Source organism: Acinetobacter sp. YH01004 (assembly GCF_013420455.1).
GTDB lineage: Bacteria > Pseudomonadota > Gammaproteobacteria > Pseudomonadales > Moraxellaceae > Acinetobacter > Acinetobacter towneri.
On the sequence record NZ_VOXZ01000005.1, the window covers coordinates 135230 to 159416 of the forward strand.

A 24187-nucleotide genomic window follows, 5' to 3' on the forward strand; every position below is an offset into this window, starting at 1 on the left:
TTTTTGCGGATAAGTCGAAAGGCATGTGTATAACCCTTAACTTATCCACAATTGGTAATAAATGTTTTATTGAAAATGCATCATGCTAGCTTAAATAATCCCACAGGCAATTCGCTCACCGCCGCCGCCCAATGGTTTTGGATGGTCGGCATAGTTATCACCGCCTGCATGAATCATCAAGGCCAATCCTTCAACTTGTGCCAATGTTAAACGGGGTGCAATCACGGTCACTTTGGCTGTTCCGTCGTTTGCAACACTTAAAGCCGGTAAGTCCCCTAAATGTCCTGTCAGCGGTGTACCATGATTCGGGATATTTTGGGGATTAAAATGTCCGCCCGCTGCCAAAGCAGCAACCATTTTTCCATCTTTTTCTGCTGCTGCACATGAACCTTTTTCATGGATATGAAAACCTCGTTCCCCTGCAGGGAGTTGTTGGAGTTGGGTGTGAATGACTAAGCCTGCTGCACTGTCACGCAGTTCAACCGTACCTAATTCCTTGCCAATCCCTTGTGCTGAAACAGCATGCATTTTTAAGATTTTAGATTTTTGTTGTGTGGTCGCGGTGGTGCTGCAACCCATGAGTACTAGGCCACTAAAAGCAGCAAGACTGGCAAATTTGAGTATTGAGCGCATAAAAGACATCCTATTTGTTGTGCATAATATTTAGGGATGTCTTGATTGAAGCAAAGTTAGCTCCGTTACAATACAACGTTTGCGTAGTAGTATGTATGTACTGTGTTGAGCTGATTTATTCAGATCAACACAGCCATGTGAGCAATATGATCAGTAAAACAGCTTAATCAAGCTTTGAATTGGATGATGAATCGTCTTCAGGGAGATCATGCGCAAGCGTGGCTTTGGGCAACATTAAAGCTTCGGGCTGGTTGTTTTCATGCAACCATTCACGCCAAATGGCCAGTAACACGGCCAAAATCACAGGGCCAATAAATAGACCAATTAGACCAAAACTGGCAATTCCACCTAAAACTCCAAACATGATTAACAGGAATGGAATTTGAGTTGCACCTGAAATCACCAAAGGACGAATCACGTTATCGGCAGTGCTGACCACACATACGCCCCATGCCATCACGCCAATCGCTTCCATCGTATGCCCTTGGCTAAATAACCACAGCGAAACCGAACCATAAGCTAAAGGTGGGCCAAACGGAATTAAGGCAAATAAGAAAGTCACAATGGTTAGCACCATTGGGTTAGGTACCCCAGCGACAAAATAGCTCACGCCTGCGAGTAAAGCCTGCGCAATTGCAGTGAGTCCAACGCCATAAACCACAGCACGTGTGGTTTCAGAAATAGTATCTAAATAGTGATGAATACGTGGCCCAATCACCATTTCTAGCGCTTTGCTGACTTGATGCAAGATGGTGTGACCATCGCGGTAGAAAAAGAATAATGACAGCAGGGCAAAACCCAGTTTGATCAGGTTTTTGCTGACTTCATTAATCACCACTTTACCGTAATTCAAATGCCCTTGAATCCATAAGGAAATGGATTGCACAATGCTGTTCGGATCGTGATTAATTTCTTTAAGGGTGCGGGTGACTTCTTTACCAATAATAGGTAAATTGCGAATGAAATCAGGGACATTTAAGTGTCCGGAAAAGACCTGTTTTTGTAATTCGTAATATAAGTTGCGACCTTCATGTTGCAGGATAAAAATGGCAAAAGTGAGTGGAATGCCGACCACCAACGTGACCATCAGCATCATTAAGGCTGCGCTAAGCGTAGGACGATGACCGCATAAACGTAGCACCGACTGATATAGTGGCCAGCTCATATAGGCAATGATTGCTGCCCAAACAACAGGAACAATAAAATATTTGAGTATGTGAAAACCCAAAAAGATCAGGACAAAAAACAGTCCAAACAATAAAATTTTTTGTAATGTTGGCGCGTACTGTTGCACTGAATTCACTGAAACATTCCTAAGGTCATGTGCCATATTAACTGAAAAAAAAGCTCCCGAAAACGAGAGCTTGGTAAGTTCTGGTGAATAAGTTCTAAACGGTGGCGATTCTAGGCTTTAAAACCATTGAGCAGGGTCATCTACAATGGCATTCAGTACAGGCTGCCATTGATCTTGCATTTGCAGATAAGTTTTTTGGGTTTTATCAAAAATACTTAAACCTTGCATTGCCAATTGTCCATAGGCTGCACGTTCTGAAATCCATGCCACAGGCTGTTGCTCGATTTTCTGGAAAAAATCCTGAATATCTTTAGAGCTGGCAGAGTTGGGTTTGACCCGATTGGCCAACAGCAAAATTTGGACTTTGCCTTTACGAATCCGCTTAATGTCTTGTAAGTGTTTTAAGAAGCGACGGGTGGAGTCAATGTCAAAAAATGAAGGCTGTAGAGGTGTGATAATGGCATGTGCTTCGCTAATCAGCTGCTCGGCATGCTCACCCGATAACGCACCAGGTGCATCAATAATTAAATATTCAATGTTTTTGGGTGCATCGCCAATCGACTTTTCATGACGCCAATCTAAACTTTGAATTGGAACGGCTGTTTCTGGTCGTTGTTTTAACCATTGCAGCGCAGATTTTTGATTGTCGGCATCCGCCAAAGCAACTTTATAGCCTTTTTGTGCAAGCGCAGATGCTAAACTAATAGCCGTAATGGTTTTTCCACAGCCACCTTTTTGGTTGGCAATTAATATAGTTTTCATGACCCTCGAATCGATTTTAATCTGCTCATCCCTAGCATATCATTGTTTTGTGCTCGGAATATGACAGTTGACAAAAGTCGTATCGAGTTCTGCAAAAAAGGTTTAGGAAGGTTTTATGTCAATCTGGATGGCGATGCTGATTGGTGCCTGTATAGGCGTGGTGCTGACCACCTTAATTTTAAGCAATAGCCGCAATGGACGGATTAAAGCCGAGTATGAACAATATATTGCAGAAATTGAACTGTCACATCAGCAGGCATTATTGCAGGCACAAAAGCGCAGTGTAAATACCAGTCGTGCGGTACTGAAAGGCAAAATGGCAGAGCAATTAGCACCGATTATGCCTGAATTTCAGTATTTACCGAGCGATGCCAAATTTTTAGGTGATCCTGTTGATTATATCGTGTTTGATGGCTATACCGATTATCGGGATGGCAATGGGCATGCCGAAGATATTGCAATCGTCCTAATTGATATTAAAAGTGGTGGCGCACGTTTGACCAAAGGTCAGCAAGCAATTGCGCAGGCCATTCAGCAGGGCAGACTGCGTTTTGAAACCATTCGGATTGATTTTGAGGATTGTGATTAAAGAGGTTTATGTACTCGCGCCAATAACATGCGCTGTGCAAGACTTGGAATGCCTGCAATATCAATATATTGGACTTCACCCAATTCAAAACCAGTTTCGAGTAGGGCAATTTCAATGTCACGGTTTAAGTGACAGCCATCTGCAACTTTCTTTTGAATTGGTGTGAGCAGATGTTGCAAACGCTGAATATTTAAGTTTTGTCGATTTAAAACGTGTTCTACGAGGTGCAAAGTGCCGCCCGGTTGTAAGACACGATAAATCTCTCGCAAGCTTTGTTCTAGGTCTGGAATACTGCACAACGTCCAAGTGGATACCACATGCTGTAATTGATTATTTGCAAAAGGCAGTTGTTCTGCACTTGCGGTGATCTGCTCAACCACGAACGGTGCTGCATCAATTCGTTCCTGCGCCAATTGGAAAATTGCTGCATTGGATTCTAAGGCATACACGGTATCTACACTTTGATAAAAAGGTAAATTTAAACCCGTACCAAAGCCAATTTCCAAAACCTCGCCCGATACGCCCAATAAAAGCTCACGTCGTAAATCCATTAAGGATGGAGTTTGCATGACCTGATTCAGCAAGTGCGGGAAAATATGTTTTTGATAAAATTTATAGAGCATGTGCAGATCTAATTATTGATTTTTATGCCGATAAGCTTAGCTGAAATTACAGGGTTTTTGCCATGTCAGAATGAGCCAATGACTGCATTTTGTTACCAATTTCAACTATTGTATTCATGATCTGTGATTAAGATAAATATAGATAGATGAATTTAATAGGCAGATTTTAAGATGAACACGCATATTTCGCTAAAACTCACGGCATTGTTACTGACTCTGGCTTTGCCATGTTCCGTCTATGCTGCGGTCGAGCGTAATATTGCCAAAGGCTTGCCTCCTGTCGTGAAAGGTCAGTCGATTGAAGTGTTGCAACCCTTTAAAGGTGATTTTCGGATTTTGGGTTCAAAAATCTATCAAGATGATGCCCAAGCCAAATTTTCTCCGATTGATTATGCGGTGAGTTGGGGCTTGTTTGCTGAGCCTGAAATTGCCCGTCATATCACAGTCAATCAATATGACCGCTATTTAAACTGGAAAATAGACCGTTTACCTGTGCCTGCTGAACAAGCCATGCAAATGGTATCTAATATGCACATCATTCCTGCCAGCCCAAAAATTGCCAAAGACATTCAAAAAGTAAAACGAGGTGATTTGGTACGTTTAAAAGGTGAGTTGGTTGAAGTGAAAGATCACGACTTGGTTTGGACATCCTCTCTTACACCCACCGATACGGGGGATGGTGCTTGTGAAGTATTTCGCGTTAGTTCAATTCAGTGGATTGAAAAAGTCAAAAGCTGAGTGTGATGTTTAGTTTAGAGTTTGAATTGTAGATAGTTGCCGAAACCGCATCTTATACACGGTAAATAGCTTCAGTATTGCTCCACGTGAAACGTACACATCCCTAATAAAAAACCGCATGATTAGGTTTAACTTTCATGCGGTTTTTGCTTGGTTAAAGTTGTTTTTATTTGGCGCTAAGGGCTAGCGTTTCAAACTGAATACCATCCCAACCGTGCTGCATAAACTGGCGGATATTTTGATGATCAATTCCTTCAGGTGTTGCAAGTACTGAAGCATAATGTTCTGCAAATAGGCTGAGGGTTTGCGCCTGATCTAAGCCATTGAGTTTCGCAAATGAAAATATTTTGGCACTGCCCTGATTTTCATTGGCGGCGTTGAGCTGTTGCCCATTTTTGAAAGCAGTTGGCGTGTAGGTGTAACGTGCTTCAATAAATGAGAGCACATCGGTAAATATTGCAGTGCCTGCTTCAAGTTGCACCAATAATTCCTGAGCCATCCTGTCCTCCATTGCGCCTAAAAATAACATGCAGACTAGCGCAATTTTTATGGCAAAGTCTATGTGTTTTTTGAGTGTACATTCGCATTTAAAATCATGATTCTTGTATAGTGTGATCAGGTTTTAATTGTGCGGTGATGGTTCATTCATCTCACTTTTTTTCATTAGGATTCAAAACACAATGAATTGGCTTTTGGTAGCAATGGGCGGTGCAATTGGCGCAAGTTTACGTTATGCCGCAAGCCTGTATTTATTTAAATCGGCACAGCATTTTCCATGGGCAACGTGGTCGGTCAATCTGTTTGGCTGCTTTTTGGCAGGTGTATTTTTTGCATTGAGTCAGAAATATCCTGTGTTGCAGCAGGAAGCCCGCTTATTACTGATGGTAGGTATTTTAGGTGGCTTTACCACTTTTTCCAGTTTTAGTTTGGAAACTTGGCAACTCTTAAGACATGGACAGCAAGGTATGGCGTTTAGTTATGCGCTTTCCAGTGTGGTTTTGGGAGTGATGTTGCTGGGATTGGGTTTTTATGTGATTCAACAGTTTTTAAAACATTAGATTAGGGTCTGTACCAAATCAATCGTTGAGTAGAAAAATCCATTAGATAAAAATTATAAATAAAAAGAAGCCCAAGCTGGAGGAGAGTGCTTGGGCTTTGAAGATAGAGAATATCCCATCGTTTCGATGATCAATCTTGCTATGTTTAAAATATAAAACAGAAAACTTAACTGAATATGAAGTGATTGTGAGATTTTGCAATAAAACTCAAGCTTAGCGTTTGAAACGTGCAAAGCGTTTGTTGAAGCTTGCCACACGTCCTTCATTGCTGGTTTGACGTTGTTCGCCTGTGTAGAACGGATGCGATGCGCTTGAAATATCCAAAGTCACATAAGGATATACTTTGCCTTCATATTCTTTACTTTGGCTGCTTTGTAAGGTGCTGCCAATCACAAAATAGGCATTGGCGTTGGTGTCGTGAAATAAAACTTCACGATATTCTGGGTGGATATTCGGACGCATGAGATTTCTCCAAACTAAGTGTATATTTAAGTAAATGTTATAACATAACATTTGATTTGGCAAATAAAACCCACATGCATTCTTTCTAGTGAGTTTTACATAAAAATTATCCAATCTTTTTCTAAACCCGTTGTATAAGGGCTTTCATTGAGGGAATAGTGTCTGCACAGATTAAATAATTTTTTCTATTTGAAGTGAAAAGGCATCGTAAGAACAAGTTTGACCCGTGCCATTTTAAGGCATAAAATGGCATTTAGTGGTGTAAATGGAGCATATGATGACAACATTGGTAAAAAAACGGGTTCAATACACGGTTGATCAGGCAATTATGGAATCAGCAGAATACATTATGACAAAAGTTGGTCTGACGCCTGCTACTGTAATGAGCATGGTTTATGCTGAAATTGCACGAACTGGCAAAATACCTGTCACGACTCAGGTGAGTGACGAGGATTTGAATACAGCAAGATTAATCGCGATGAGCCATAATGTTCCTAGTGTAAAAGTGTCTAGCGCTGCTGATGTTGCTGCTTTTTTAGAAGATGATGGCGGCTACTAATGACCCAACAACTCTATTGGGCTTATGTTGGCTTTACAGATATTGCCGAGGGTAAGACCAGACCTGTGTTGTATATTCGCCAAACGGACACCGACTATGTTGTATTTCGTTTAAGTAGTCAGTACGAAAATAAGTCTGCTTTTATTAAAAGCAAATATGTGGAAATTAAAAACTGGCAACAGGCTGGTTTAAAAAAGCCATCGTGGATTGATACAGTACAAACATATCAGCTGCCTATCCAAAAAACACAACTCACTTATATTGGACAACTGTCTGCCGATGATCTGGAATGCTTAATCAAACACCTTGAAATTCAATAATTTGAATTTCATCGTTTCAACTTGAATGAATCGGTTTAGATAACAAAAAATCCTCCTACATTTGGGAGGATTTTTTGTCTGGATTATAATTTTAGTTACGGAGCATAAAACAGATTGGGCTTTATTTTCAGCATCCTTTGCTGAGTCCAAAGTTGAGTCTAAGCTCGCGGTGGAACCAACTCCTCAAAAATATCATTTAAATTATCATGTACTTTTAAATGAATTAAATTCCAATAATGCCCTGAAACAGTTCGATTCACCATTAAGGTATCGGGAGAAGGCTTAAACACATCCCAATATTTCAATGAACTTTTGACCAACTCAACGCCATCATGATGGGCAGAATTTTCAGCAAAATCATAATGTGTGGTTAGCGGACGCATCAGCACTTCTAACCATTGCAAATATAAATCTTCAGGGAATTTACCCAATGCAGAAATTGCCTGCAGTGCATCTAGATGCTGTTCAATTTCGGCAATATCTTGCGCACGCGCAGCATGAATCAGTTGTCGAAAATGATGCACTACATCATTCGATAGAGTTTTGACGCCGCCGTAATCATAAATCACCACAGAACCATCTTGGCGGAACGCAAAGTTGCCCGGATGCGGGTCGCAATGAAAGCGTTTTAAATAAAAGATTTCTTGACCCATGGCACGCAATAAACGTCGTCCCAAAGTGTTGCGGGTACGCTGTGACCATGTGCTTGCCGTTTCTATATTTTCACCTTGTTCCAAACTTAAGGTGAGAATATGCCGCGAAGAATAGTCTTTAAACACTTGTGGGATAATAATTTTATCATCCAAAGCCGCGTGAAAGGTACGCGCTACTTCTAGGTTTTGTGCCTCAATCTGGTAGTTCAGCTCATTGTCTAAACTTTCCTGAATTTCCTGAAATAGACGGTCTTGTAATTTACGGTCTATTTTAAGTACACCCATTAAACGCAGTGCCAAACGGACTTGTTTCAGGTCACTTTCGCAGGCTTCATCGACCCCAGGATATTGCACTTTGACCACCACTTGCTCGCCATTGGGTAAAATGGCTTTATGCACTTGCCCAATAGATGCGGCTGCAAACGGAGTTTCATCAAAGTGTTTAAAAATTTTGTCGAGCGGTTTACCAAGTTCTTTTTCAACTTGTGCCTTAATTTCAGCAAAAGGCATGGCAGGTGCTTGGCGCTGTAATTTACTGATGGCTTTGGCAACTTCAGGCGGAAAAATATCTTTATATTGCGAGGCAATTTGCCCGACTTTCATCACCGCACCTTTCATTTCGCCTAAGGTATCAGCAATTTGGATACCAATATCCTGAAACAATTGGCTGCGTGCCGCATTTTTTTGTTCTTCATCTGCGGTGAGGTTTTTAATCGAGTTCGATACCGTTTTGGTTGCAATACTTGCTGTCATGCTCGCAAGTTTCATAAAGCGACGACCAGGTGTACGCGCCGTTTTTGCCATGCGATGTTCCTCAAGATCATCTTTACTATCTTTTGATCATAAGTGTTCGTGAGCAAAATGCCTACTTTTAATTGTTAAAGTATTTTTTGATCACAAGACCCACGTGCCAAAACGTATTTTGGCATGTAGGTGAGTAGGCTGAGGTTTATGCTGTAAATTGGCGTTCCAGTCGTTGATTGTTGAAATATAAACGGGTCAGAAGTAACACACAGGCAATGCTTAAACCGACAATCAGCCCGACCCAAACCCCTGCAGCGCCCATACTGCTGTAACGAGTTAAATACACGCCAATGGGGAAAGCCACAACCCAATAAGCAAGCATGGTAATCCACATTGGGCCCTGAGTGTCTTGCATGCCACGCAAACAACCTGCTGCGCTAATTTGCCATGCATCCATGAGTTGATAGGCAATCGCAAATAATAATAGAGACATCGTCACTTGCGCCACTTGCGGGTCGCGGGTGTAAATTGAAATGATTTCAGGACGGAAAAACCACATCAGCGTCATTGTAGAAAAGGCAAATACAGTTGCAGTTGCAAAGCCTAAGCCTTGTACTTTACGCATGGCGTGAATATTTTGTTCGCCATAATATGTGCCAATACGAATGGTCAGGGCAATTGCCAAAGACATGGGAATCATAAATAACTGAGATGTGACTGACATGGCAATTTGATGGGCTGCCAGTTTGGTTTCTCCCAAAGGACTGATTACAATGGCGGCAGTACTAAAAATACTCACTTCAAAGAAAATGGCTAAACCAATTGGTAGTCCTAATAGCAAAATGCGTTTAATCCAGACCGCATCAATCGCTTCCCATTGGCTAAATACCTGTGTGCTTTGATAGGCGCGACTTTTAAAAATATAAAATGCCAAAGTTATAAACATTAACCATTGCAAAATAGCAGTGGCAAAACCACAACCCGCACTGCCCAGTTCAGGCAGAGGCCCCCAACCATACATAAACATAAAGTTCAGTGGAACCAATAAAGCCAATGCCAACAGACTAATTACGGTCACAGGGCGTGGATAGCCCAGTGCTTCTGAATAACCGCGCAAAGCGGCATACATGGTCACGGCAGGCATCCCAAAACCGATGGCATGTAAAAATAAGCCTGCTTTGGGCTGTAAATTTTCAGGCACACCAAATAATGGCAATAGTGCAGGCATGAGCTGTAAAATCAGCCCTGCAATCACACCTAAAATAAACGCAATCCATAAAGACTGACGGGCGATGGTTGCAATTTTTTCTGGGGTACGCGCGCCTTTAGCCTCGGCGACTAAGGGTGTGGTAGCAATCATAATGCCACTGAACAGCAGCATAATGGGCATCCACAAACCGACCCCAACGGCAATAGCAGCTAAGTCGGTGGCAGACATGTGACCTGCCATAATGGTATCAATCAGACCTAAACCTGCTTGCGCAAATTGTGTGACCAAAATTGGAATCATCAGTTGAAAAAGCTGTTTTAATTCAAAACGGGTCGTGGTCACAGAATGTATATTTGACACAAAAAATCTCAATGCATGAGGTGCTTAGCGTTTGGGTATTAGCGTTGTAAAGTGAGAAGCACACCAATAAAAATCACCACGCTACCTAAAAGACGTTGCCAATTGATACTGACTTTATCAGTGCCCAAGAACCCAAAATGATCAATCAGCATTGATGTGACCATTTGTCCAAAAATAATCACCCCAGATAAAGTGAGTAAACTTAGTTTTGGAGCACTATAAATACTCATGCTGATGGCATAAACCCCTAGACATCCGCCAATCCATAAATACCATGGGATGTTGAGCAAGGTGCTGAGGTTGGGTTTTTCGACTTGCTGAAAAAATACCAGTATGGCTAAAACTATTGTACCAACCAAAAAAGAGAAAAGGGCAGCTTGTAACGGAGAATATAAATATTCACGCAATTGGCTGTTGATTGCAGTTTGAAAGGCCATTGCAATCCCGATGCCCATCGCCAGTGGCAAAATTAAGAGTAATTGGCTGGATATCTTCATCATTTTCACATTTTTTCTTATTAAACAGATTCTAGTCTAAAGCAAATTCTAGGGAATACATCAGTGTCCTGCTGTAGTCATGTTAAAATCTGTATCACTGTTTTGATTTTGCATTGAGTCTGTCTTTGAATCCACTTCAACCCATTGATATTCCTTTATCTTTATATATTCACATGCCGTGGTGCGTGCGTAAGTGTCCGTATTGTGATTTTAATTCACATGCTGTGCCTGACGGTAAGTTGAGTTTAGATTTAGAACAGGAATATCTACAGGCTTTGCTGGAAGATTTTAAAACCCAGACTCAGTTTGCGCAGGGGCGGAAAATTCACAGTGTTTTTATTGGCGGTGGCACACCTTCGCTAATTTCAGCACAGGGGTATCAATGGTTATTTACACAGCTGAAAGCCGTGCTAGCTTTTGAAGATGACTGCGAAATTACGTTGGAAGCTAATCCGGGAACAGTGGAGCATGATCCCTTTGCAGATTATTTGGCTGCAGGCATTAACCGTTTGTCGATTGGCGTGCAGAGTTTTAATACTGAGCATTTAAAAAAATTAGGGCGTATTCATTCTAATGATGATGCGATTGCCGCAATTGGCTTGGCGCGTGAAGCGGGCTTTCAGCGAATTAATGTCGATTTAATGCATGGCTTGCCTGAACAGACTTTGCAGCAAGCACTGCAGGATTTAAAACTGGCAGTGGAACATGGTGCAACGCATATTTCATGGTATCAATTGACTATTGAGCCTAATACTGTTTTTTTCCGCACTCAGCCAATTTTACCTGTAGATGATGTCTTGGAAGAAATTCAAGCGCAGGGTGAAGCCTATTTAACTGCGCAAGGTTTTGTGAATTATGAAGTGTCTGCATGGCGTAAAGAGTTGCCGTCTGCACATAATTTAAATTATTGGCAGTTTGGCGATTATTTGGCGATAGGTGCGGGGGCGCATGGCAAAGTGACTTTGCATGATGGTGTGTATCGCTTCCAAAAAACCCGTTTGCCGAAAGATTACTTAGCCAAAGTACCTGCGGAAAACTTGCAGTTTAAAGCAATTGCAGCCGATGAGTTGCCATTTGAATTTATGATGAATGCACTGCGCCTGAATGATGGGGTTGAGGCAAACTTGTATACTGCCCGCACAGGTTTAAACTTGGATGATTTGCAGGATATTTTAAATACATTGCGTCAGCGGCAATTGTTGCAGGATGATCCGAAGCGATTGGCATGTACTGCGCAAGGGCATGTGTTTTTAAATTCGGTGTTGGAAGCGTTTTTGTGATTTGAGTTCAGCTCAGGCATCTGTCCTAACGCTTATCGAATATTGTGCTAGAGCGACAGCTTGTGTCTTGCACTGCATGCTATTTAAGGTAAATTTTGTTATTGTAATGGCTTTGTTATTGTATCGCCTTGAAGGTTTGAGATGAACTCTACTAGTCCAAAAGTTTTAAAGGCTCATGGTGAATTAGTGGTAAACAAAGAGGAAAACCTTTCCCTCTTTGAATCAATCCCTTTTTATCCAGAATACCCAAGTAAATTTAAATTTATTGACCTATTCGCAGGAATTGGTGGATTTCGGCTAGCGTTACAAAATCTTGGTGGCGAGTGCGTATTTTCATCAGAAATAGACCTATATGCCCAAAAAACATATTCCGTCAATTTTGGTGAAACGCCTTATGGTGATATCACTTTAGAGTCTACTAAAAATGCGATACCTGATCATTTCGATATTTTATGTGGAGGCTTCCCTTGTCAGGCTTTTTCAATTGCAGGTAAAAGATCTGGATTTGAAGATACACGCGGTACGCTATTTTTTGACGTTGCGGATATTATAAAACGGAAACAACCTAAAGCTTTCTTTTTAGAAAATGTTAAAGGCTTAATTAGTCATGATAAGGGAAATACACTTAAAACTATTTTAAAAACATTAAGAGATGATTTAGGTTACTACGTTGCTGAGCCTCAAATTATAAATGCTAAAGATTTTGGTGTTCCCCAAAATAGAGAGCGAATTTTTATTGTAGGCTTCCATAAAGATACTGGAATTCAAAATTTCTCTTATCCACAACCATTAAATAAAAAAACCTGTTTTGCCGATATAAAGGAAACTCAGGTTGTACCTACTAAATATTACTTATCTACACAGTATTTAGATACCTTGGAAAAGCATAAAGCTCGACATGAAAATAAAGGAAATGGTTTTGGTTACGCTATTATTCCAGATCACGCAATTGCCAATGCCATAGTTGTAGGTGGAATGGGGAGAGAGCGTAATTTAGTTATAGATCATAGAATTACAGACTTTACTCCAACTACTAGAATTAAAGGAGAGGTAAATCGGAAAGGTATTCGGAAAATGACGCCAAGAGAATGGGCACGGTTGCAGGGGTTTCCAGATCATTTCAAAATCGTGGTTTCAGATGCCTCAGCCTATAAACAATTTGGAAATTCTGTTGCTATTCCAGCGATACAGGCAACTGCAAAAGAAATATTAAAAGCATTGAAGATTGGTGAGTATGATTACAGCAAATAAGGGGGAATGGAGTGAACTCTATGCCATTTTTAAATTACTATGTGATGGGGAGTTAAGTGCGGGTGATGAAAACTTAAATAAAATAAATAATTTAATTTATCCTGTAATTAGAATTTTACGTCAAGAACATCATCATTTATTCACTTATGTACCGCATAAATCAGAGGGTATAGTAGAGATTTTGCGGGGTGAAGATGTTTTTCAGATACCATTACAGGAACTCAGAGATATTACTCAGTTTTTGCTGGCAGAATTACAGAAAAAGCAAACGGCATCATTTACTATTCCAGATGTGGAAAACTTTATATCCAGATACCAATCAAATAAGATTAAAGCAAAATCTAGTGCGAAAAGTGATATTAGAATCGTAATTTATGATGCAAAAATTGGAACAATGCCTGAATTGGGATTTAGCATAAAGTCAAAATTAGGTAAACCATCCACATTGTTAAATGCAGGAAAGACAACAAATTTTATTTTTGAAATAAAAAATATTTGCCTAACCGAAAAAGAGATTGAAGATTTTAATCAGCTTGCATTGCCACAACCAATTATTAAATCTCGTATAGCACATTTAAAAATGTTGGGAGCCGATATTAAATTTTCCCATTTAAATAATGCTGTATTTGAGAATAATTTAATTTTGTTGGATAGTTTACTACCAAAAATTATGGCAGAAGCTATATTTAAATATTACACATCAACTCTTAATTCAGTTAAAGATATTTTTAATGAAATTTCTTATGAAAATCCAATGAAATATTCTTTTGAACATCAGCATCCTTTTTATCAGTTTAAAATTAAAAAATTATTGTGTGAAATAGCAATTGGAATGATGCCTGGTACAGTTTGGACAGGTAACGAAATTGATTCTACAGGTGGATATTTAGTAATTAAAGAAGATGGCGAGATCATTTGCTATCATCTGTATCATCGCCATGAATTTGAAGAGTATTTATACAATAATACAAAGTTTGAGATGGCAAGTAAAACCAAGCATGATTTTGGTCAATTATTTCTAAAGGACAATAAATTGTATCTGTCTTTAAATCTACAAATTCGCTTTAAATGATTAAAAATATATCTTTTATCTTAATATAGTTTGAACTTTTGATTCAATTTTCATAATAAAACTCAAATAGGATAATTTTAAATGGATTTAAAAACGTTTGAGTTACTTGCCCGCTATAATCTTTGGGCAACTCAAAAACTAAATCAGACTTTGCTATTGGTTTCAGATGATGATTTTTTCTTGGATCAGGGCTTATATTTTAAAAGTATTTTTGGCACTCTGAATCACTTGTTGGTCGGTGAGCATCATTTGTGGTTTCCACGTTTTGCTTTGCACCACTCACCAATTTTGCCATTAGATAGTATTGTGGAAACCAACAGAACACAGCTTGTTGAGCAACTTGAAAAGAAGGCTGAAAACTGGATTTATTTTTTAAATCAGGTGGATGAGAATGTTTTTCATCAAGAGCTGCACTATAAAACATCAACTGGCGTGGAGATGCACTTACCCTATGCTGCAACCCTAATGCATGTGTTCAATCATGCAACTCATCATCGTGGGCAAATTACCGCGGCTTTAACCGCAATGGGATATGTCTGTCCTGAGCTTGATTTAATTTATATGTTGCTAGAAGACAAGGCTAAGAAGCGAATTGAATGAAACGACTAGAAATTTTATGTCTAGTGATTTTAATTTTTCTGATTTTATATCTGATTCAGTGGGTATTTCATGGTTTTCCAACAGCACATTAAAAGTAATTTTAATTGATGTGTAGATTCGAGTACTGACTTTCTGAAGTAAACACCAAAAGAGCGCATTACGCGCTCTTTTGATTTACATCTGCTGAGAATATTTTAGTAGTCAAAACTAAAATGTTCTGGTGCTAATGCAGTCATGGTTTTAGATGGATTGACCATTGCTTCTGCATGACCTTGGGTACGTGGCAATAAACGCTCAAAGTAGAAATCTGCAACTTTGATTTTGGCTTTATAGAACTCAGGTGTTTCCTGACCATTGCCTTCAGCCAATTTGGTCGAAGCCACAGCCGCTTGTTGCGCCCAGAAATAAGCCATCATCACATAACCAGAGAACATCAAGAAGTCTACTGAAGCACTGGATACGATGTCACGGTCTTTACGTGCTGCCAACATAATGCGCACGGTTAATGCGTTCCATTGAGCACATAGCTTGGTTAAGTCCCATGCAAAACGACGCATGTATTTGTTACGTGCATGCTGACCACAGAATTTCAAAATTTCAGCGGTGTAGTCACGAATCACTTTACCTTTAGAGCTTAACAACACTTTACGACCAATCAAGTCGAGCGCCTGAACGCCAGTTGTACCTTCATATAAGGTAGAAATACGTGAATCACGTACAATTTGCTCCATGCCCCATTCTTTAATATAGCCGTGACCGCCGTACACTTGCATGCCGTGGTTGGCAGCTTCATAACCCATTTCAGTTAAGAAGCCTTTTAAGATTGGGGTATAGAAACCTAAATGGTCATCATGCGCTTCAAAAGCTGCAGTATCACCACGCATTAAAGCGTCGTTCATTTTATCTGCCAATTGTGCAGCATGATAAATCATGGCACGACCACCTTCTGCTACGGCTTTTTGCGTTAAGAGCATACGACGTACATCGGCGTGGTGAATGATTGCATCAGCTACTTTTTCAGGGTCTTTTTTACCTGACAGCGCACGCATTGACATACGTTCTTTGGCATACGGCAATGCACCTTGGAATGCCAATTCTGCATGGCAAATCCCCTGAATTGCTGTACCAATACGTGCAGTATTCATAAAGGTAAACATGGCATGTAAGCCTTTGTTTGGTTCACCAATCAAATAACCCACGGCATTGTCAAAGTTCAGGACTGCAGTTGCAGACGCGCGAATCCCCATTTTGTGTTCAATAGAGCCACAAGTGACAGGATTACGCTCACCCACCGTACCTTCTGCTGTTGGCAAGAATTTCGGTACGATAAATAATGAAATACCTTTTGTGCCTGCAGGCGCATCTGGGAGGCGTGCTAACACAATATGAATGATGTTTTCAGTCAGGTCATGTTCGCCTGCAGAAATAAAGATTTTGGTACCTGAAATCGCATACGTACCATCGGCTTGTGGTTCTGCTTTGGTTTTTACCTGACCTAAGTCGGTACCACATTGTGGTTCAGTCAAACACATGGTGCCTGACCAAGTACCTGCAACCAAGTGCGGTAAATAGGTATCTTTTTGCGCGTCTGTACCAAATTGCATAATGGTGTTGATACAACCCACGCTTAAACCTGGATACATTTGGAATGACCAGTTTGCTGTACCCATCATTTCAGATTTGATGAGGTTTAGCGACATTGGCAGGTTTTGACCGCCGTATTGTTCAGGGTAAGACAGACCTTGCCAGCCACCTTGCACAAATTGGTCATAGGCTTCTTTAAAGCCTTTCGGTGTGGTCACATTGCCATTTTCAAAATGACAGCCTTCTTCATCGCCTGATTGATTGAGTGGAGAAAGTACATTTTCACAGAAATCTGCTGCACCTTCCAAAATCATATCGACTGTATCTGCGTCCGCAAGTTCACCGTTAGAAAGATTTTTGTAATGGGTCGGGTAATCAAGCACTTCGTTCATTAAGAAACGAATATCGTGTAATGGGGCTTTATATGCTGGCATAGTCTTAATCCTAATTTAGAAATAGTTTTGGATTATCTGTATCGATATGTTGATTATTCACACTCATGATCAAAAAACATTGATAAGAATAGCGAATAAAAATGTCAGAAATGCGAATACTGAAAATTATTCACCTTACAAAAACGAATGAAGTGTTATGTTACAATGTAACATAATCTATATGTTTGAACAGACCAATCTATAATGAATATAAGGTGTTTAGCAATGAAGATACAATTAAAATATTTATCTTTATGTCTTTTTAGTTTAGCTGCTACAGGTTGTTCGCAGCATGTCATTAAGACCAATTCCAATCAGACGGCAAGTATAGAACAAAAGGCAATTACAGGGTTAAATGCCATCTTTGAAACGCCAAGTTATGACTTTCAGGGCAAATTACGGGTACAGAGCAATTTAGTTGAAGCAATACCAAAAGTAGCGGATGCTGCTCCTGCTACACTCGATCCTGTACTTAAAAAGCAATTAGATCAGTATTTAAAACAGCAAAAAGTCCGTTTAAGTACACAAGAAAAACAAAACTTATATACGGCAATGGCTAAGGAACAAAACTCTGCTTCCTATGCTGCAGGGGCAATCGAAAAATCGAGTCCTTTTAATTTTCTGTTGAATGTATTGAATGATACTGAGTTTAGCTACGATGGCTCGGTGCATTATCGGCAAAAAATTGCTGCTTTGAATGTGGCAGCACGCTATGAAAAACCGACACTTTTGGTGCAAATGAAAGTACCGATGGTGGTCGATTTTAATGAATATAAGTTCTATACCAACTATTTTTCTTTGTTGCCTTATTTGGTGAATAAAGACAGTCAAAATGACTTTGCCTATATCGACTTTTCTAAATACAAAGCCGATTTTGAGCGGATTAAAGTGGCACAATTTGCCGAATACTTAAAAGCCATGAATGCGGTGCCGTATGTATTGGCAGATTCTAAACATATTCAAAAGTTATCTTTAACTGCACAAGACCGTCAGCAAAAAATTAGTGAAAAAATTCGTTTGAACAGTAGTTTGGAAGATATGTTGCTGCAGCTTGCCATGTTTGATCAGGTCAATGCACCGTATTTGCAACAGACTGTATTGGGGCAGGCGACCACAACCGAAGATGCTGCTGAACAAGCTGAAATTACGCAAGATACATCGGCCAAAGAAAGTGTTGAAGACTACTTGAAACACAATGAAACTGCTGAAGATTATGGCATGAGCCAAGAGGCTTTTGTGGCGTATCAAGCCACCCTTGCTTTACGTGATTTGGTCAGTCAGAAATTTTATGCAACTGAAACGACAGTGAGTAATGTGGCAGATTATTCAGCAGATGCCAGTGAAGATGCCATGATCGCAGCTGAACAAGCCGTTGAAGCGGCTGCTGAGCAGGCAGAAGATTCAGCAAGCACCGCAAGTATGCTAAGCGAACAAGACTGTCAGCGTTTGATCGAAACAGCAAAAACAGCCAAAGTTGGAGATTTAACCTACTGTGCTTATGCCTATGAATTAGAAGCATTTAGCCCAAGTCGTGCTGAGCAGGCACAATCGGTTTTAGATGAGCACTTTGCTTCACCGCAAGAAAAGCTAGCTAAAGTTTTTGAACCATACCGTTCGGAACAATTGGTCGATGCCGCCGCTTTTGCAGCTTTGTGGCAAAAACATCAGGCTGAAATTCAGCAGATTATGAACGCTACACCTAAAGATAAAAAAACACCGATTCAAATTGATGTGGCTTTAGATGATCAGGGGCGTGCTGCAAAAATTGATTATGCGTTGCAATTTAAACGCGAAAATTACGGCACAATTCATGTGTATAACGATGTCAGCATTGCGAATTATGGGCAAGCCAGCAAAATTGACCGTAGTGCGCTGCGTCAAGCCAAATCCATTCAAGAGGTCAGCAAAGACTCAATTTTAGAAAAATGGGTGACAAATTTAGGGCGGACTTTGGAGCAGGAAACTGCAGAAAATAAAGATAAGACCACTGTAAAACCTGCCTTAAGTTATGATGAAGAATTGGCGCAGTTGGCGCAAAAAACCTATCAACAAACAGAATCTTTTAGTCAGACTTATCAGACTTTATTTTTAGTGCACATGGCAGCAGAGCAAAGTACGTGGGTAAAAAATCTTAGTCCACAAACCTTGCAGGAAATGGCAGAAGTGTATGCCTATTGGTTCAGTGATGAGCGCTACTATGACCCGAAAGGTGCCGCGCTAAAACGGATTGAAGCTTTACAAGCCAAGCATCATTTAGAAGAAGATGAGCAATTCAATAATGCAATTGGTCGTTGTATCAATAATTTGACTGAAGATGCAGTCGATGAAAATAAAGTCGCACTTGAATGGCGTAAGCTGAAACAGCAGTACAAGCAACCACAACAGATATTTGCTCAGCAATATTTAAAAGCCTATGAAGCAGCTTATGATTGGGATGTGCCTGACTTGGAGAATTTAAAGAAAACGGCACACATTTTGGGGCAGACGTATGTTGATCGTCAGCAGGGCAAATTGAGCCAAAATTCAATTCGCACTTTAACTGAAGATCAGGCTGAACAGATTGATTATGAGTTATATATGGATGTGTATGAAGATATGCAGAAATTTGTAAAATAAACCGTGGGTGAAAATGGGCAATCAGCGTTCAACAAGATTGCCCAGTTTAAATAAAAAAATAGCCCTTTGCTGCTCAAGGGCTATTTTTATTTGGTGATGATTTAGAGGAAATCTTTTAATTCAGGTTTCACGCCATTCCAAATATAAAAAGATTCAATCGCCTGTCCGACCAGCATGCCAAAACCTTCCGATGTCGGTACGCCACGCGCTTTGGCTTGTTCTAAAAAGCTCGAAGGTTTGCCATAAGCCATTTCATAAGCAAAATTAAACTGCAAACACTCAGGCAAGGTGAGGGCATCTCCCGTTAAGCTGGCAGACGTCGCATTAATGGCTAAATCAAATTGACCTATTAAATCGGTAAGTGCCATGGCTTGTAATTCTGCTTGCGGTACGGCAGCTTGTAGGTCAGCAACCAGTTGTTCAGCACGGGCAAGGGTGCGGTTGGCAATCACAATTTTTTTTGCGCCTGCTTGTACCAACGGATAAATTACCCCGCGGGTTGCACCACCAGCGCCAATAATCAAAATATCACTGTGCTCTAAATTCCAGCCCAAAGCACGAATGGCATCAACCAAACCCTGACCATCAGTATTGTCGCCATGCAAAACACCATCTTGCATCCACAAGGTATTGACTGCTTTGGCAATTTTGGCACGTTCGGTTAATACGCCACATTGGGCAAATGCTTGCTCTTTAAAAGGCACGGTTACATTCATGCCTACACCGCCCTGATTAAAAAAGTCTGCAACACTGTCTCTAAAACCATCAAGAGGGGCAAGGCGTTTGCTGTATTGCAGGTCAATGCCTATTTTTTCTGCAAAGGCATGATGCAGTTCAGGAGAACGTGATTGTTCAATTGGGTTGCCAATCACGGCAAATTGTTTGCGCATTTGCCAAAATCCATGTGCTGAAATGTGCATCAATATACGTCAAATTCAGCGCGGACTAAAGCCTATGGTGGTATAAAACGGTGGGAGTCTTTGGACTTAAGGATTACAAATCTCTAAAACGGTTTCTAATACCAAAATAGTGGCAATCACGAACATGGCAATGCCCGCTAAAATGCTGCTACTAATGGCTAAGCCATCTGAAAGATGACTTTCAAAAATAAAGGTCATGCAAATTGAGCCAAGTAACATGGCAAAGGTTGCCCAAAATAAAAAGATTTTGTGTTTGAACAGCGGGCTAAACATGCGGATCTCCTGACAGATGTGGCGCAGTGTGACATAAGGCTTTGACAGTTTGATGAATTCGCCTTTGACTCATGGTTTGATGTATGGATAGTTAAATCCTATTTGTGCATGGTCGAATAGGGTGCGCGGTCACATCATCTATTAAAATCCATCCGCACTATCATGACAGTTAATTCATGCTGTGCATATTTATTGATTTGAAAATAAGCAATAAAGTTTGTAAGTAAAAAAGCGATTCGTGGAAGAATCGCTTTTTTGAACCTTGAGTGTGATCTTTTTTACACTGCGATGTAGCAAGGTTTCACCAGTCGCGAGCTTTAACTCGTCTTGAGATTTAACCAATCGCGTGGTTTTAAATAATAGTCAGTGAGTTTTTTCTCTGCGGAATCTTCTGCCCATTCAGGACGGTACGACCATCCCGCCAAGTTCGGTAAGCTGACTAAAATGGACTCAATCCGTCCACCTGTCTGCAAGCCAAATAAAGTGCCACGGTCATAGACCAGATTGTATTCCACATAACGTCCACGACGGTAAAGCTGGAACTCACGTTGTGCTTCGGTATAGGCTTTGTCACGATTACGCTCAAAAATAGGCAGAATTGCAGCCAAATAACCGTTACCCACCGCCTGAATATAGTTGAAACAGGTGTCAAAGTCCCATTGATTCAGATCATCAAAAAATAAACCACCCACGCCACGCTGTTCATCACGGTGCTTTAAATAAAAATAGTCATCACACCATTGTTTATGTTCTGCATAGACTTGATCGCCAAAAGGCGCACATAAGTCATGTGCTGTTTGGTGCCATGCCAACACATCTTCATCATTTGGATAAAATGGTGTCAGGTCAAAACCACCACCAAACCACCAAATTGGCGGCTGTCCTTCAGGTTCAGCGACAAATAAACGCACATTGGCGTGCGAGGTGGGTACATGCGGGTTTTTCGGGTGAATTACCAATGATACACCCATCGCTTGCGCAGGTGCGCCTGCAATATTGGGATGACGCTCAGTTGCAGAAGCAGGCAGTTTGGAAATATTGATATGCGAAAACATCACCCCGCCTTTTTCAATGACTGTACCGTTTTGTAAGACACGGGAACGACCACCGCCACCTTCAGGACGTTGCCAGTCATCAATTTCAAATTGTGCGTTTCCGCCACCTGCTTGTTCTTGTTGTTCTAAAGCCGCACAAATTCGCGCCTGTAAATCGAGAAGAAATTCACGTACCCGCTGAATATCCGCGTGAGTAGGATGCGACATGGCCACCTCAGCATAAAAATAAAATGGCTTACATCAAAACATAAAAGCCTCTAAAAATTAAGCGCTTTGTCTGAATTGTCTTAGCAAACTATTCTATGAATGAGGTAAATAGAGCATTTATTCAGAGTATTCCGAGCAAAAGACTAGGTTGATTTCCACTTGCAAGCTCAGCACAATAGTTTGCAGGCCAAAGCAAGTTTTGCAGGGCGCTAATTCACTGGATGAGGCAGATGGAATGACACAGCAGGCAAATTCTCTAATTCAAAAATACAATGTGCCTGGACCACGCTATACCAGTTATCCAACCGTGCCATATTGGGATGATGCCACCTTCTCAGCCGAGGCATGGCAGCAAACCTTGAAGCGTTCTTTTGATGAATCCAATGCCAGTGAAGGCATCAGTTTGTATATTCATCTGCCATTTTGCGAAAGTTTATGTACGTTTTGTGGCTGTCATAAGCGAGTTACCAAGCGCCATGAGGTTGAACAGCCTTATATTCAGGCGGTATTAAAAGAATGGGACTTGTATTGTCAGTTGCTGAAAGCTACACCAATCATTAAAGAAATTCATTTGGGCGGCGGTACACCAACTTTCTTTTCAGTGGAACACCTGACGCAGTTGATTCAGGGCATTTTGGCAAAAGCCAAAGTGGCAGAACAGCACGAATTTAGTTTTGAAGGTCATCCCAATAACACCACCCGCGAACATTTACAGGCCTTATATGACTTGGGTTTTCGTCGGGTCAGTTATGGCGTGCAGGATTATAATGAAAAAGTGCAGCGCGCCATTCATCGGATGCAGCCTTTTGAGCATGTGCAACGTGTGACCGAGTGGGCGCGTGAAATTGGCTATGATTCTATTTCACATGATTTGGTTTTTGGTTTGCCCTTTCAAAATCTGGAAGATGTACTGAATACCATTGAGCAGACCCAACGTTTAATGCCAGACCGTTTGGCATTTTACAGTTATGCGCATGTGCCATGGATTAAAGGCAATGGGCAGCGTGGTTTTAAAGATGAAGATGTACCTAAAGATGAATTAAAACGTCAGTGCTATGAAGAAGGCAAACAGCGTCTTTTGGCCTATGGTTATCATGAAATTGGGATGGATCACTTTGCCTTAGAACGTGATGGTATGTATCAGTCGTTTAAAAATGGTACCTTGCACCGTAATTTTATGGGCTATACCGCATCTAAAACGCAGCTTATGATTGGCTTGGGTGTTTCATCTATTAGCGACAGTTGGTATAGCTTTGCGCAAAATGAAAAAAGCATTGAAGATTATTATGCCCGTTTAGCCTGCAATGAAATTCCTGTGTTTAAAGGGCATGTGCTGGATCGGGAAGATTTGGTAATACGTCAGCATATTTTAAATTTAATGTGCAGCTTTGAAACGTCGTGGGCCAGTCCAGAATTGGCATTTCCTGAAATTGAGCAAGTGCTGCAACAGTTACAGGAAATGCAGGAAGATGAATTACTGCTCATTCAAGATCAGCACATTCAGATTTTGGAAAAAGGTAAACCTTTTGTGCGCAATATTTGTATGGCCTTTGATTTGCGTTTAAAACGCCGTATGCCGAATAATCGTATTTTTTCGATGACGATTTAAACAAATTGCGTAGAAATTATTTAATTCAAAAATTAAAAGGTGACTCAAAAGTCACCTTTATCATACATGTGCGCCATGCGTTCATGTTTGGTTTGCAAATATTCTTCATTGAATGGATTTAGCCCCACAGTTAAAGGCACACGGTCTACCACCGTAATCCCTTGTTCCTGTAATGCTTGAATTTTCAAAGGGTTGTTGGTGATTAAGCGCACAGCTTTAACCTGCAAATGATCTAGCATAATGCTGCACATATCATAGCGACGTGCATCGGCAGGTAAATTCAGCATTAAATTGGCATCCACCGTGTCATGTCCTTGATCTTGCAGGGCATAAGCACGAATTTTATTGGTCAAGCCAATCCCGCGACCTTCTTGGCGTAAATATAAAATCACACCTTGTCCTGCGTCATTAATCAGACGTTGAGTGGCTTGAAGCTGTGGGCCACAGTCGCATTTTAAAGACGCGAAAGCATCGCCAGTTAAACATTCTGAGTGAATCCGTACCAGAACGGGCTGGGTTGGCGCAGTGTCCAAACCTTTGGATAATGCCACGTGTTCTTCGCCAGTTTCAGGATCTTGAAATACCGTAATGTTGAATTCACCAAATGCGGTCGGTAATCGTGAGGTTGCGACAAACTTAATCGGCACTGTTTAACTCGTGAAATAGTCGATAAATTGTTTAAAGTATAGCGTAATGCTCAGACATTAGTAGAATAGCGAACACGAATTTATACAGAAGATTTTCTTTTTTGTATAAAGCGCACGATAATGGTTGATAAATAGTT

At 40.7% G+C, this 24187-nt stretch carries 25 protein-coding genes; 11 read left to right on the forward strand and 14 right to left on the reverse strand.

The features are described 5' to 3' along the window. Positions 1-90 precede the first annotated feature (90 nt). The 3 genes from sodC to FTT71_RS05585 all read right to left on the reverse strand — a co-directional run bounded on the left by sodC (position 91) and on the right by FTT71_RS05585 (position 2689). Entirely contained in the window at positions 91-579 is a 489-nt protein-coding gene (gene sodC, locus FTT71_RS05575; RefSeq protein ID WP_253104903.1) for a superoxide dismutase [Cu-Zn] SodC, read from the reverse strand. Between the two features lie 217 nt (positions 580-796). Then, positions 797-1936, reverse strand: coding sequence for an AI-2E family transporter (locus tag FTT71_RS05580; RefSeq protein ID WP_131260611.1), 1140 nt, complete (start codon positions 1934-1936; stop codon positions 797-799). Between the two features lie 108 nt (positions 1937-2044). Continuing rightward, a complete protein-coding gene (locus FTT71_RS05585; RefSeq protein ID WP_180160781.1) occupies positions 2045-2689 on the reverse strand; it encodes a ParA family protein in 645 nt (214 codons plus the stop codon). A gap of 115 nt (positions 2690-2804) precedes the next feature. Between FTT71_RS05585 and FTT71_RS05590 the strand changes: the two genes are divergently transcribed. After that, entirely contained in the window at positions 2805-3278 is a 474-nt protein-coding gene (locus FTT71_RS05590; RefSeq protein WP_004974557.1) for a Holliday junction resolvase-like protein, read from the forward strand. On the opposite strand, the gene FTT71_RS05595 is transcribed toward FTT71_RS05590, so the two are convergent. After that, complete coding sequence (locus FTT71_RS05595) at positions 3275-3901, reverse strand: class I SAM-dependent methyltransferase (protein ID WP_180160782.1); 627 nt, start codon at positions 3899-3901, stop codon at positions 3275-3277. The genes FTT71_RS05590 and FTT71_RS05595 overlap by 4 nt on opposite strands. A gap of 171 nt (positions 3902-4072) precedes the next feature. Here FTT71_RS05595 and FTT71_RS05600 point away from each other — a divergent pair, with 171 nt between their 5' ends. Beyond that, entirely contained in the window at positions 4073-4639 is a 567-nt protein-coding gene (locus FTT71_RS05600) for a hypothetical protein (protein ID WP_180160783.1), read from the forward strand. Between the two features lie 166 nt (positions 4640-4805). Here FTT71_RS05600 and FTT71_RS05605 read toward each other — a convergent pair whose 3' ends face one another. Next, on the reverse strand, positions 4806-5138 hold the full coding sequence (locus tag FTT71_RS05605; RefSeq protein WP_180160784.1) for a HopJ type III effector protein: 333 nt from the start codon (positions 5136-5138) through the stop codon (positions 4806-4808). Positions 5139-5319: 181 nt separating this feature from the next. On the opposite strand from FTT71_RS05605, the gene crcB reads away from it, so the two are divergent. Further along, positions 5320-5697: a fluoride efflux transporter CrcB gene (crcB, locus tag FTT71_RS05610; RefSeq protein ID WP_131260607.1), complete on the forward strand. Its 378-nt coding sequence runs from the start codon at positions 5320-5322 to the stop codon at positions 5695-5697. A 213-nt stretch (positions 5698-5910) separates the two neighbouring features. Here the strand turns inward: crcB and FTT71_RS05615 are convergent, their stop codons facing one another. Continuing rightward, positions 5911-6159 (reverse strand): type B 50S ribosomal protein L31, encoded by a 249-nt coding sequence (locus FTT71_RS05615; protein WP_004974599.1) that lies wholly within the window; start codon positions 6157-6159, stop codon positions 5911-5913. Positions 6160-6436: 277 nt separating this feature from the next. On the opposite strand from FTT71_RS05615, the gene FTT71_RS05620 reads away from it, so the two are divergent. Further along, entirely contained in the window at positions 6437-6718 is a 282-nt protein-coding gene (locus FTT71_RS05620) for a type II toxin-antitoxin system RelB/DinJ family antitoxin (RefSeq protein WP_180160785.1), read from the forward strand. Further along, on the forward strand, positions 6718-7038 hold the full coding sequence (locus tag FTT71_RS05625; RefSeq protein ID WP_131260605.1) for a type II toxin-antitoxin system PemK/MazF family toxin: 321 nt from the start codon (positions 6718-6720) through the stop codon (positions 7036-7038). The genes FTT71_RS05620 and FTT71_RS05625 overlap by 1 nt, the downstream gene beginning before the upstream one ends. Before the next feature lie 158 nt (positions 7039-7196). Here the strand turns inward: FTT71_RS05625 and FTT71_RS05630 are convergent, their stop codons facing one another. The 3 genes from FTT71_RS05630 to FTT71_RS05640 all read right to left on the reverse strand — a co-directional run bounded on the left by FTT71_RS05630 (position 7197) and on the right by FTT71_RS05640 (position 10505). After that, complete coding sequence (locus FTT71_RS05630) at positions 7197-8495, reverse strand: AarF/ABC1/UbiB kinase family protein (RefSeq protein WP_004974602.1); 1299 nt, start codon at positions 8493-8495, stop codon at positions 7197-7199. A gap of 145 nt (positions 8496-8640) precedes the next feature. Then, entirely contained in the window at positions 8641-10005 is a 1365-nt protein-coding gene (locus tag FTT71_RS05635; RefSeq protein WP_004974603.1) for an MATE family efflux transporter, read from the reverse strand. Positions 10006-10043: 38 nt separating this feature from the next. Next, positions 10044-10505, reverse strand: a complete 462-nt coding sequence (locus tag FTT71_RS05640) for a DMT family transporter (protein WP_004974605.1) — start codon at positions 10503-10505, stop codon at positions 10044-10046. Positions 10506-10627: 122 nt separating this feature from the next. Between FTT71_RS05640 and hemW the strand changes: the two genes are divergently transcribed. From hemW to FTT71_RS05660, 4 genes are all read left to right on the forward strand, one after another. Continuing rightward, entirely contained in the window at positions 10628-11782 is a 1155-nt protein-coding gene (gene hemW, locus FTT71_RS05645) for a radical SAM family heme chaperone HemW (protein ID WP_131260602.1), read from the forward strand. A gap of 141 nt (positions 11783-11923) precedes the next feature. Continuing rightward, positions 11924-13033, forward strand: a complete 1110-nt coding sequence (locus tag FTT71_RS05650) for a DNA cytosine methyltransferase (protein ID WP_004974609.1) — start codon at positions 11924-11926, stop codon at positions 13031-13033. Next, positions 13017-14105 carry an HpaII family restriction endonuclease gene (locus tag FTT71_RS05655; protein ID WP_180160786.1) on the forward strand — a complete coding sequence of 363 codons (1089 nt, stop codon included), beginning with the start codon at positions 13017-13019 and terminating at the stop codon, positions 14103-14105. Before FTT71_RS05650 ends, FTT71_RS05655 begins: the two co-directional genes overlap by 17 nt. Positions 14106-14186: 81 nt before the next feature. Beyond that, complete coding sequence (locus tag FTT71_RS05660) at positions 14187-14705, forward strand: DinB family protein (RefSeq protein WP_004974616.1); 519 nt, start codon at positions 14187-14189, stop codon at positions 14703-14705. Between the two features lie 194 nt (positions 14706-14899). Here the strand turns inward: FTT71_RS05660 and FTT71_RS05665 are convergent, their stop codons facing one another. Continuing rightward, positions 14900-16723, reverse strand: a complete 1824-nt coding sequence (locus FTT71_RS05665) for an acyl-CoA dehydrogenase C-terminal domain-containing protein (protein WP_004974621.1) — start codon at positions 16721-16723, stop codon at positions 14900-14902. Positions 16724-16948: 225 nt separating this feature from the next. Here FTT71_RS05665 and FTT71_RS05670 point away from each other — a divergent pair, with 225 nt between their 5' ends. Further along, positions 16949-19339, forward strand: coding sequence for a hypothetical protein (locus tag FTT71_RS05670; protein WP_180160787.1), 2391 nt, complete (start codon positions 16949-16951; stop codon positions 19337-19339). Between the two features lie 101 nt (positions 19340-19440). Here the strand turns inward: FTT71_RS05670 and aroE are convergent, their stop codons facing one another. From aroE to hemF, 3 genes are all read right to left on the reverse strand, one after another. Beyond that, positions 19441-20229, reverse strand: a complete 789-nt coding sequence (aroE, locus tag FTT71_RS05675) for a shikimate dehydrogenase (RefSeq protein WP_180160788.1) — start codon at positions 20227-20229, stop codon at positions 19441-19443. A 96-nt stretch (positions 20230-20325) separates the two neighbouring features. After that, entirely contained in the window at positions 20326-20532 is a 207-nt protein-coding gene (locus tag FTT71_RS05680) for a hypothetical protein (RefSeq protein ID WP_004974627.1), read from the reverse strand. 317 nt (positions 20533-20849) lie between these two features. Continuing rightward, positions 20850-21794: an oxygen-dependent coproporphyrinogen oxidase gene (gene hemF, locus FTT71_RS05685; protein WP_180160789.1), complete on the reverse strand. Its 945-nt coding sequence runs from the start codon at positions 21792-21794 to the stop codon at positions 20850-20852. A 235-nt stretch (positions 21795-22029) separates the two neighbouring features. Here hemF and hemN point away from each other — a divergent pair, with 235 nt between their 5' ends. Next, positions 22030-23403 (forward strand): oxygen-independent coproporphyrinogen III oxidase, encoded by a 1374-nt coding sequence (gene hemN, locus FTT71_RS05690; RefSeq protein WP_180160790.1) that lies wholly within the window; start codon positions 22030-22032, stop codon positions 23401-23403. Between the two features lie 44 nt (positions 23404-23447). Here the strand turns inward: hemN and ribA are convergent, their stop codons facing one another. After that, a complete protein-coding gene (ribA, locus tag FTT71_RS05695) occupies positions 23448-24050 on the reverse strand; it encodes a GTP cyclohydrolase II (protein WP_004974633.1) in 603 nt (200 codons plus the stop codon). Between the last annotated feature and the right edge of the window lie 137 nt (positions 24051-24187).

Excerpts from the sequence above, each read along its gene's own strand:
- FTT71_RS05650 (WP_004974609.1), top strand. The coding sequence starts at position 11,924 with ATGAACTCTACTAGTCCAAAAGTTTTAAAGGCTCATGGTGAATTAGTG.
- hemF (WP_180160789.1), bottom strand. The coding sequence starts at position 21,794 with ATGTCGCATCCTACTCACGCGGATATTCAGCGGGTACGTGAATTTCTT.
- sodC (WP_253104903.1), bottom strand. The coding sequence starts at position 579 with ATGGGTTGCAGCACCACCGCGACCACACAACAAAAATCTAAAATCTTA.
- FTT71_RS05655 (WP_180160786.1), top strand. The coding sequence starts at position 13,017 with ATGATTACAGCAAATAAGGGGGAATGGAGTGAACTCTATGCCATTTTT.
- FTT71_RS05630 (WP_004974602.1), bottom strand. The coding sequence starts at position 8,495 with ATGGCAAAAACGGCGCGTACACCTGGTCGTCGCTTTATGAAACTTGCG.
- hemN (WP_180160790.1), top strand. The coding sequence starts at position 22,030 with ATGACACAGCAGGCAAATTCTCTAATTCAAAAATACAATGTGCCTGGA.
- FTT71_RS05605 (WP_180160784.1), bottom strand. The coding sequence starts at position 5,138 with ATGGCTCAGGAATTATTGGTGCAACTTGAAGCAGGCACTGCAATATTT.
- FTT71_RS05625 (WP_131260605.1), top strand. The coding sequence starts at position 6,718 with ATGACCCAACAACTCTATTGGGCTTATGTTGGCTTTACAGATATTGCC.
- FTT71_RS05660 (WP_004974616.1), top strand. The coding sequence starts at position 14,187 with ATGGATTTAAAAACGTTTGAGTTACTTGCCCGCTATAATCTTTGGGCA.
- crcB (WP_131260607.1), top strand. The coding sequence starts at position 5,320 with ATGAATTGGCTTTTGGTAGCAATGGGCGGTGCAATTGGCGCAAGTTTA.
- aroE (WP_180160788.1), bottom strand. The coding sequence starts at position 20,229 with ATGCGCAAACAATTTGCCGTGATTGGCAACCCAATTGAACAATCACGT.
- FTT71_RS05640 (WP_004974605.1), bottom strand. The coding sequence starts at position 10,505 with ATGATGAAGATATCCAGCCAATTACTCTTAATTTTGCCACTGGCGATG.
- FTT71_RS05680 (WP_004974627.1), bottom strand. The coding sequence starts at position 20,532 with ATGTTTAGCCCGCTGTTCAAACACAAAATCTTTTTATTTTGGGCAACC.
- FTT71_RS05665 (WP_004974621.1), bottom strand. The coding sequence starts at position 16,723 with ATGCCAGCATATAAAGCCCCATTACACGATATTCGTTTCTTAATGAAC.
- FTT71_RS05600 (WP_180160783.1), top strand. The coding sequence starts at position 4,073 with ATGAACACGCATATTTCGCTAAAACTCACGGCATTGTTACTGACTCTG.
- FTT71_RS05585 (WP_180160781.1), bottom strand. The coding sequence starts at position 2,689 with ATGAAAACTATATTAATTGCCAACCAAAAAGGTGGCTGTGGAAAAACC.
- FTT71_RS05670 (WP_180160787.1), top strand. The coding sequence starts at position 16,949 with ATGAAGATACAATTAAAATATTTATCTTTATGTCTTTTTAGTTTAGCT.
- FTT71_RS05595 (WP_180160782.1), bottom strand. The coding sequence starts at position 3,901 with ATGCTCTATAAATTTTATCAAAAACATATTTTCCCGCACTTGCTGAAT.
- FTT71_RS05590 (WP_004974557.1), top strand. The coding sequence starts at position 2,805 with ATGTCAATCTGGATGGCGATGCTGATTGGTGCCTGTATAGGCGTGGTG.
- FTT71_RS05620 (WP_180160785.1), top strand. The coding sequence starts at position 6,437 with ATGACAACATTGGTAAAAAAACGGGTTCAATACACGGTTGATCAGGCA.
- FTT71_RS05615 (WP_004974599.1), bottom strand. The coding sequence starts at position 6,159 with ATGCGTCCGAATATCCACCCAGAATATCGTGAAGTTTTATTTCACGAC.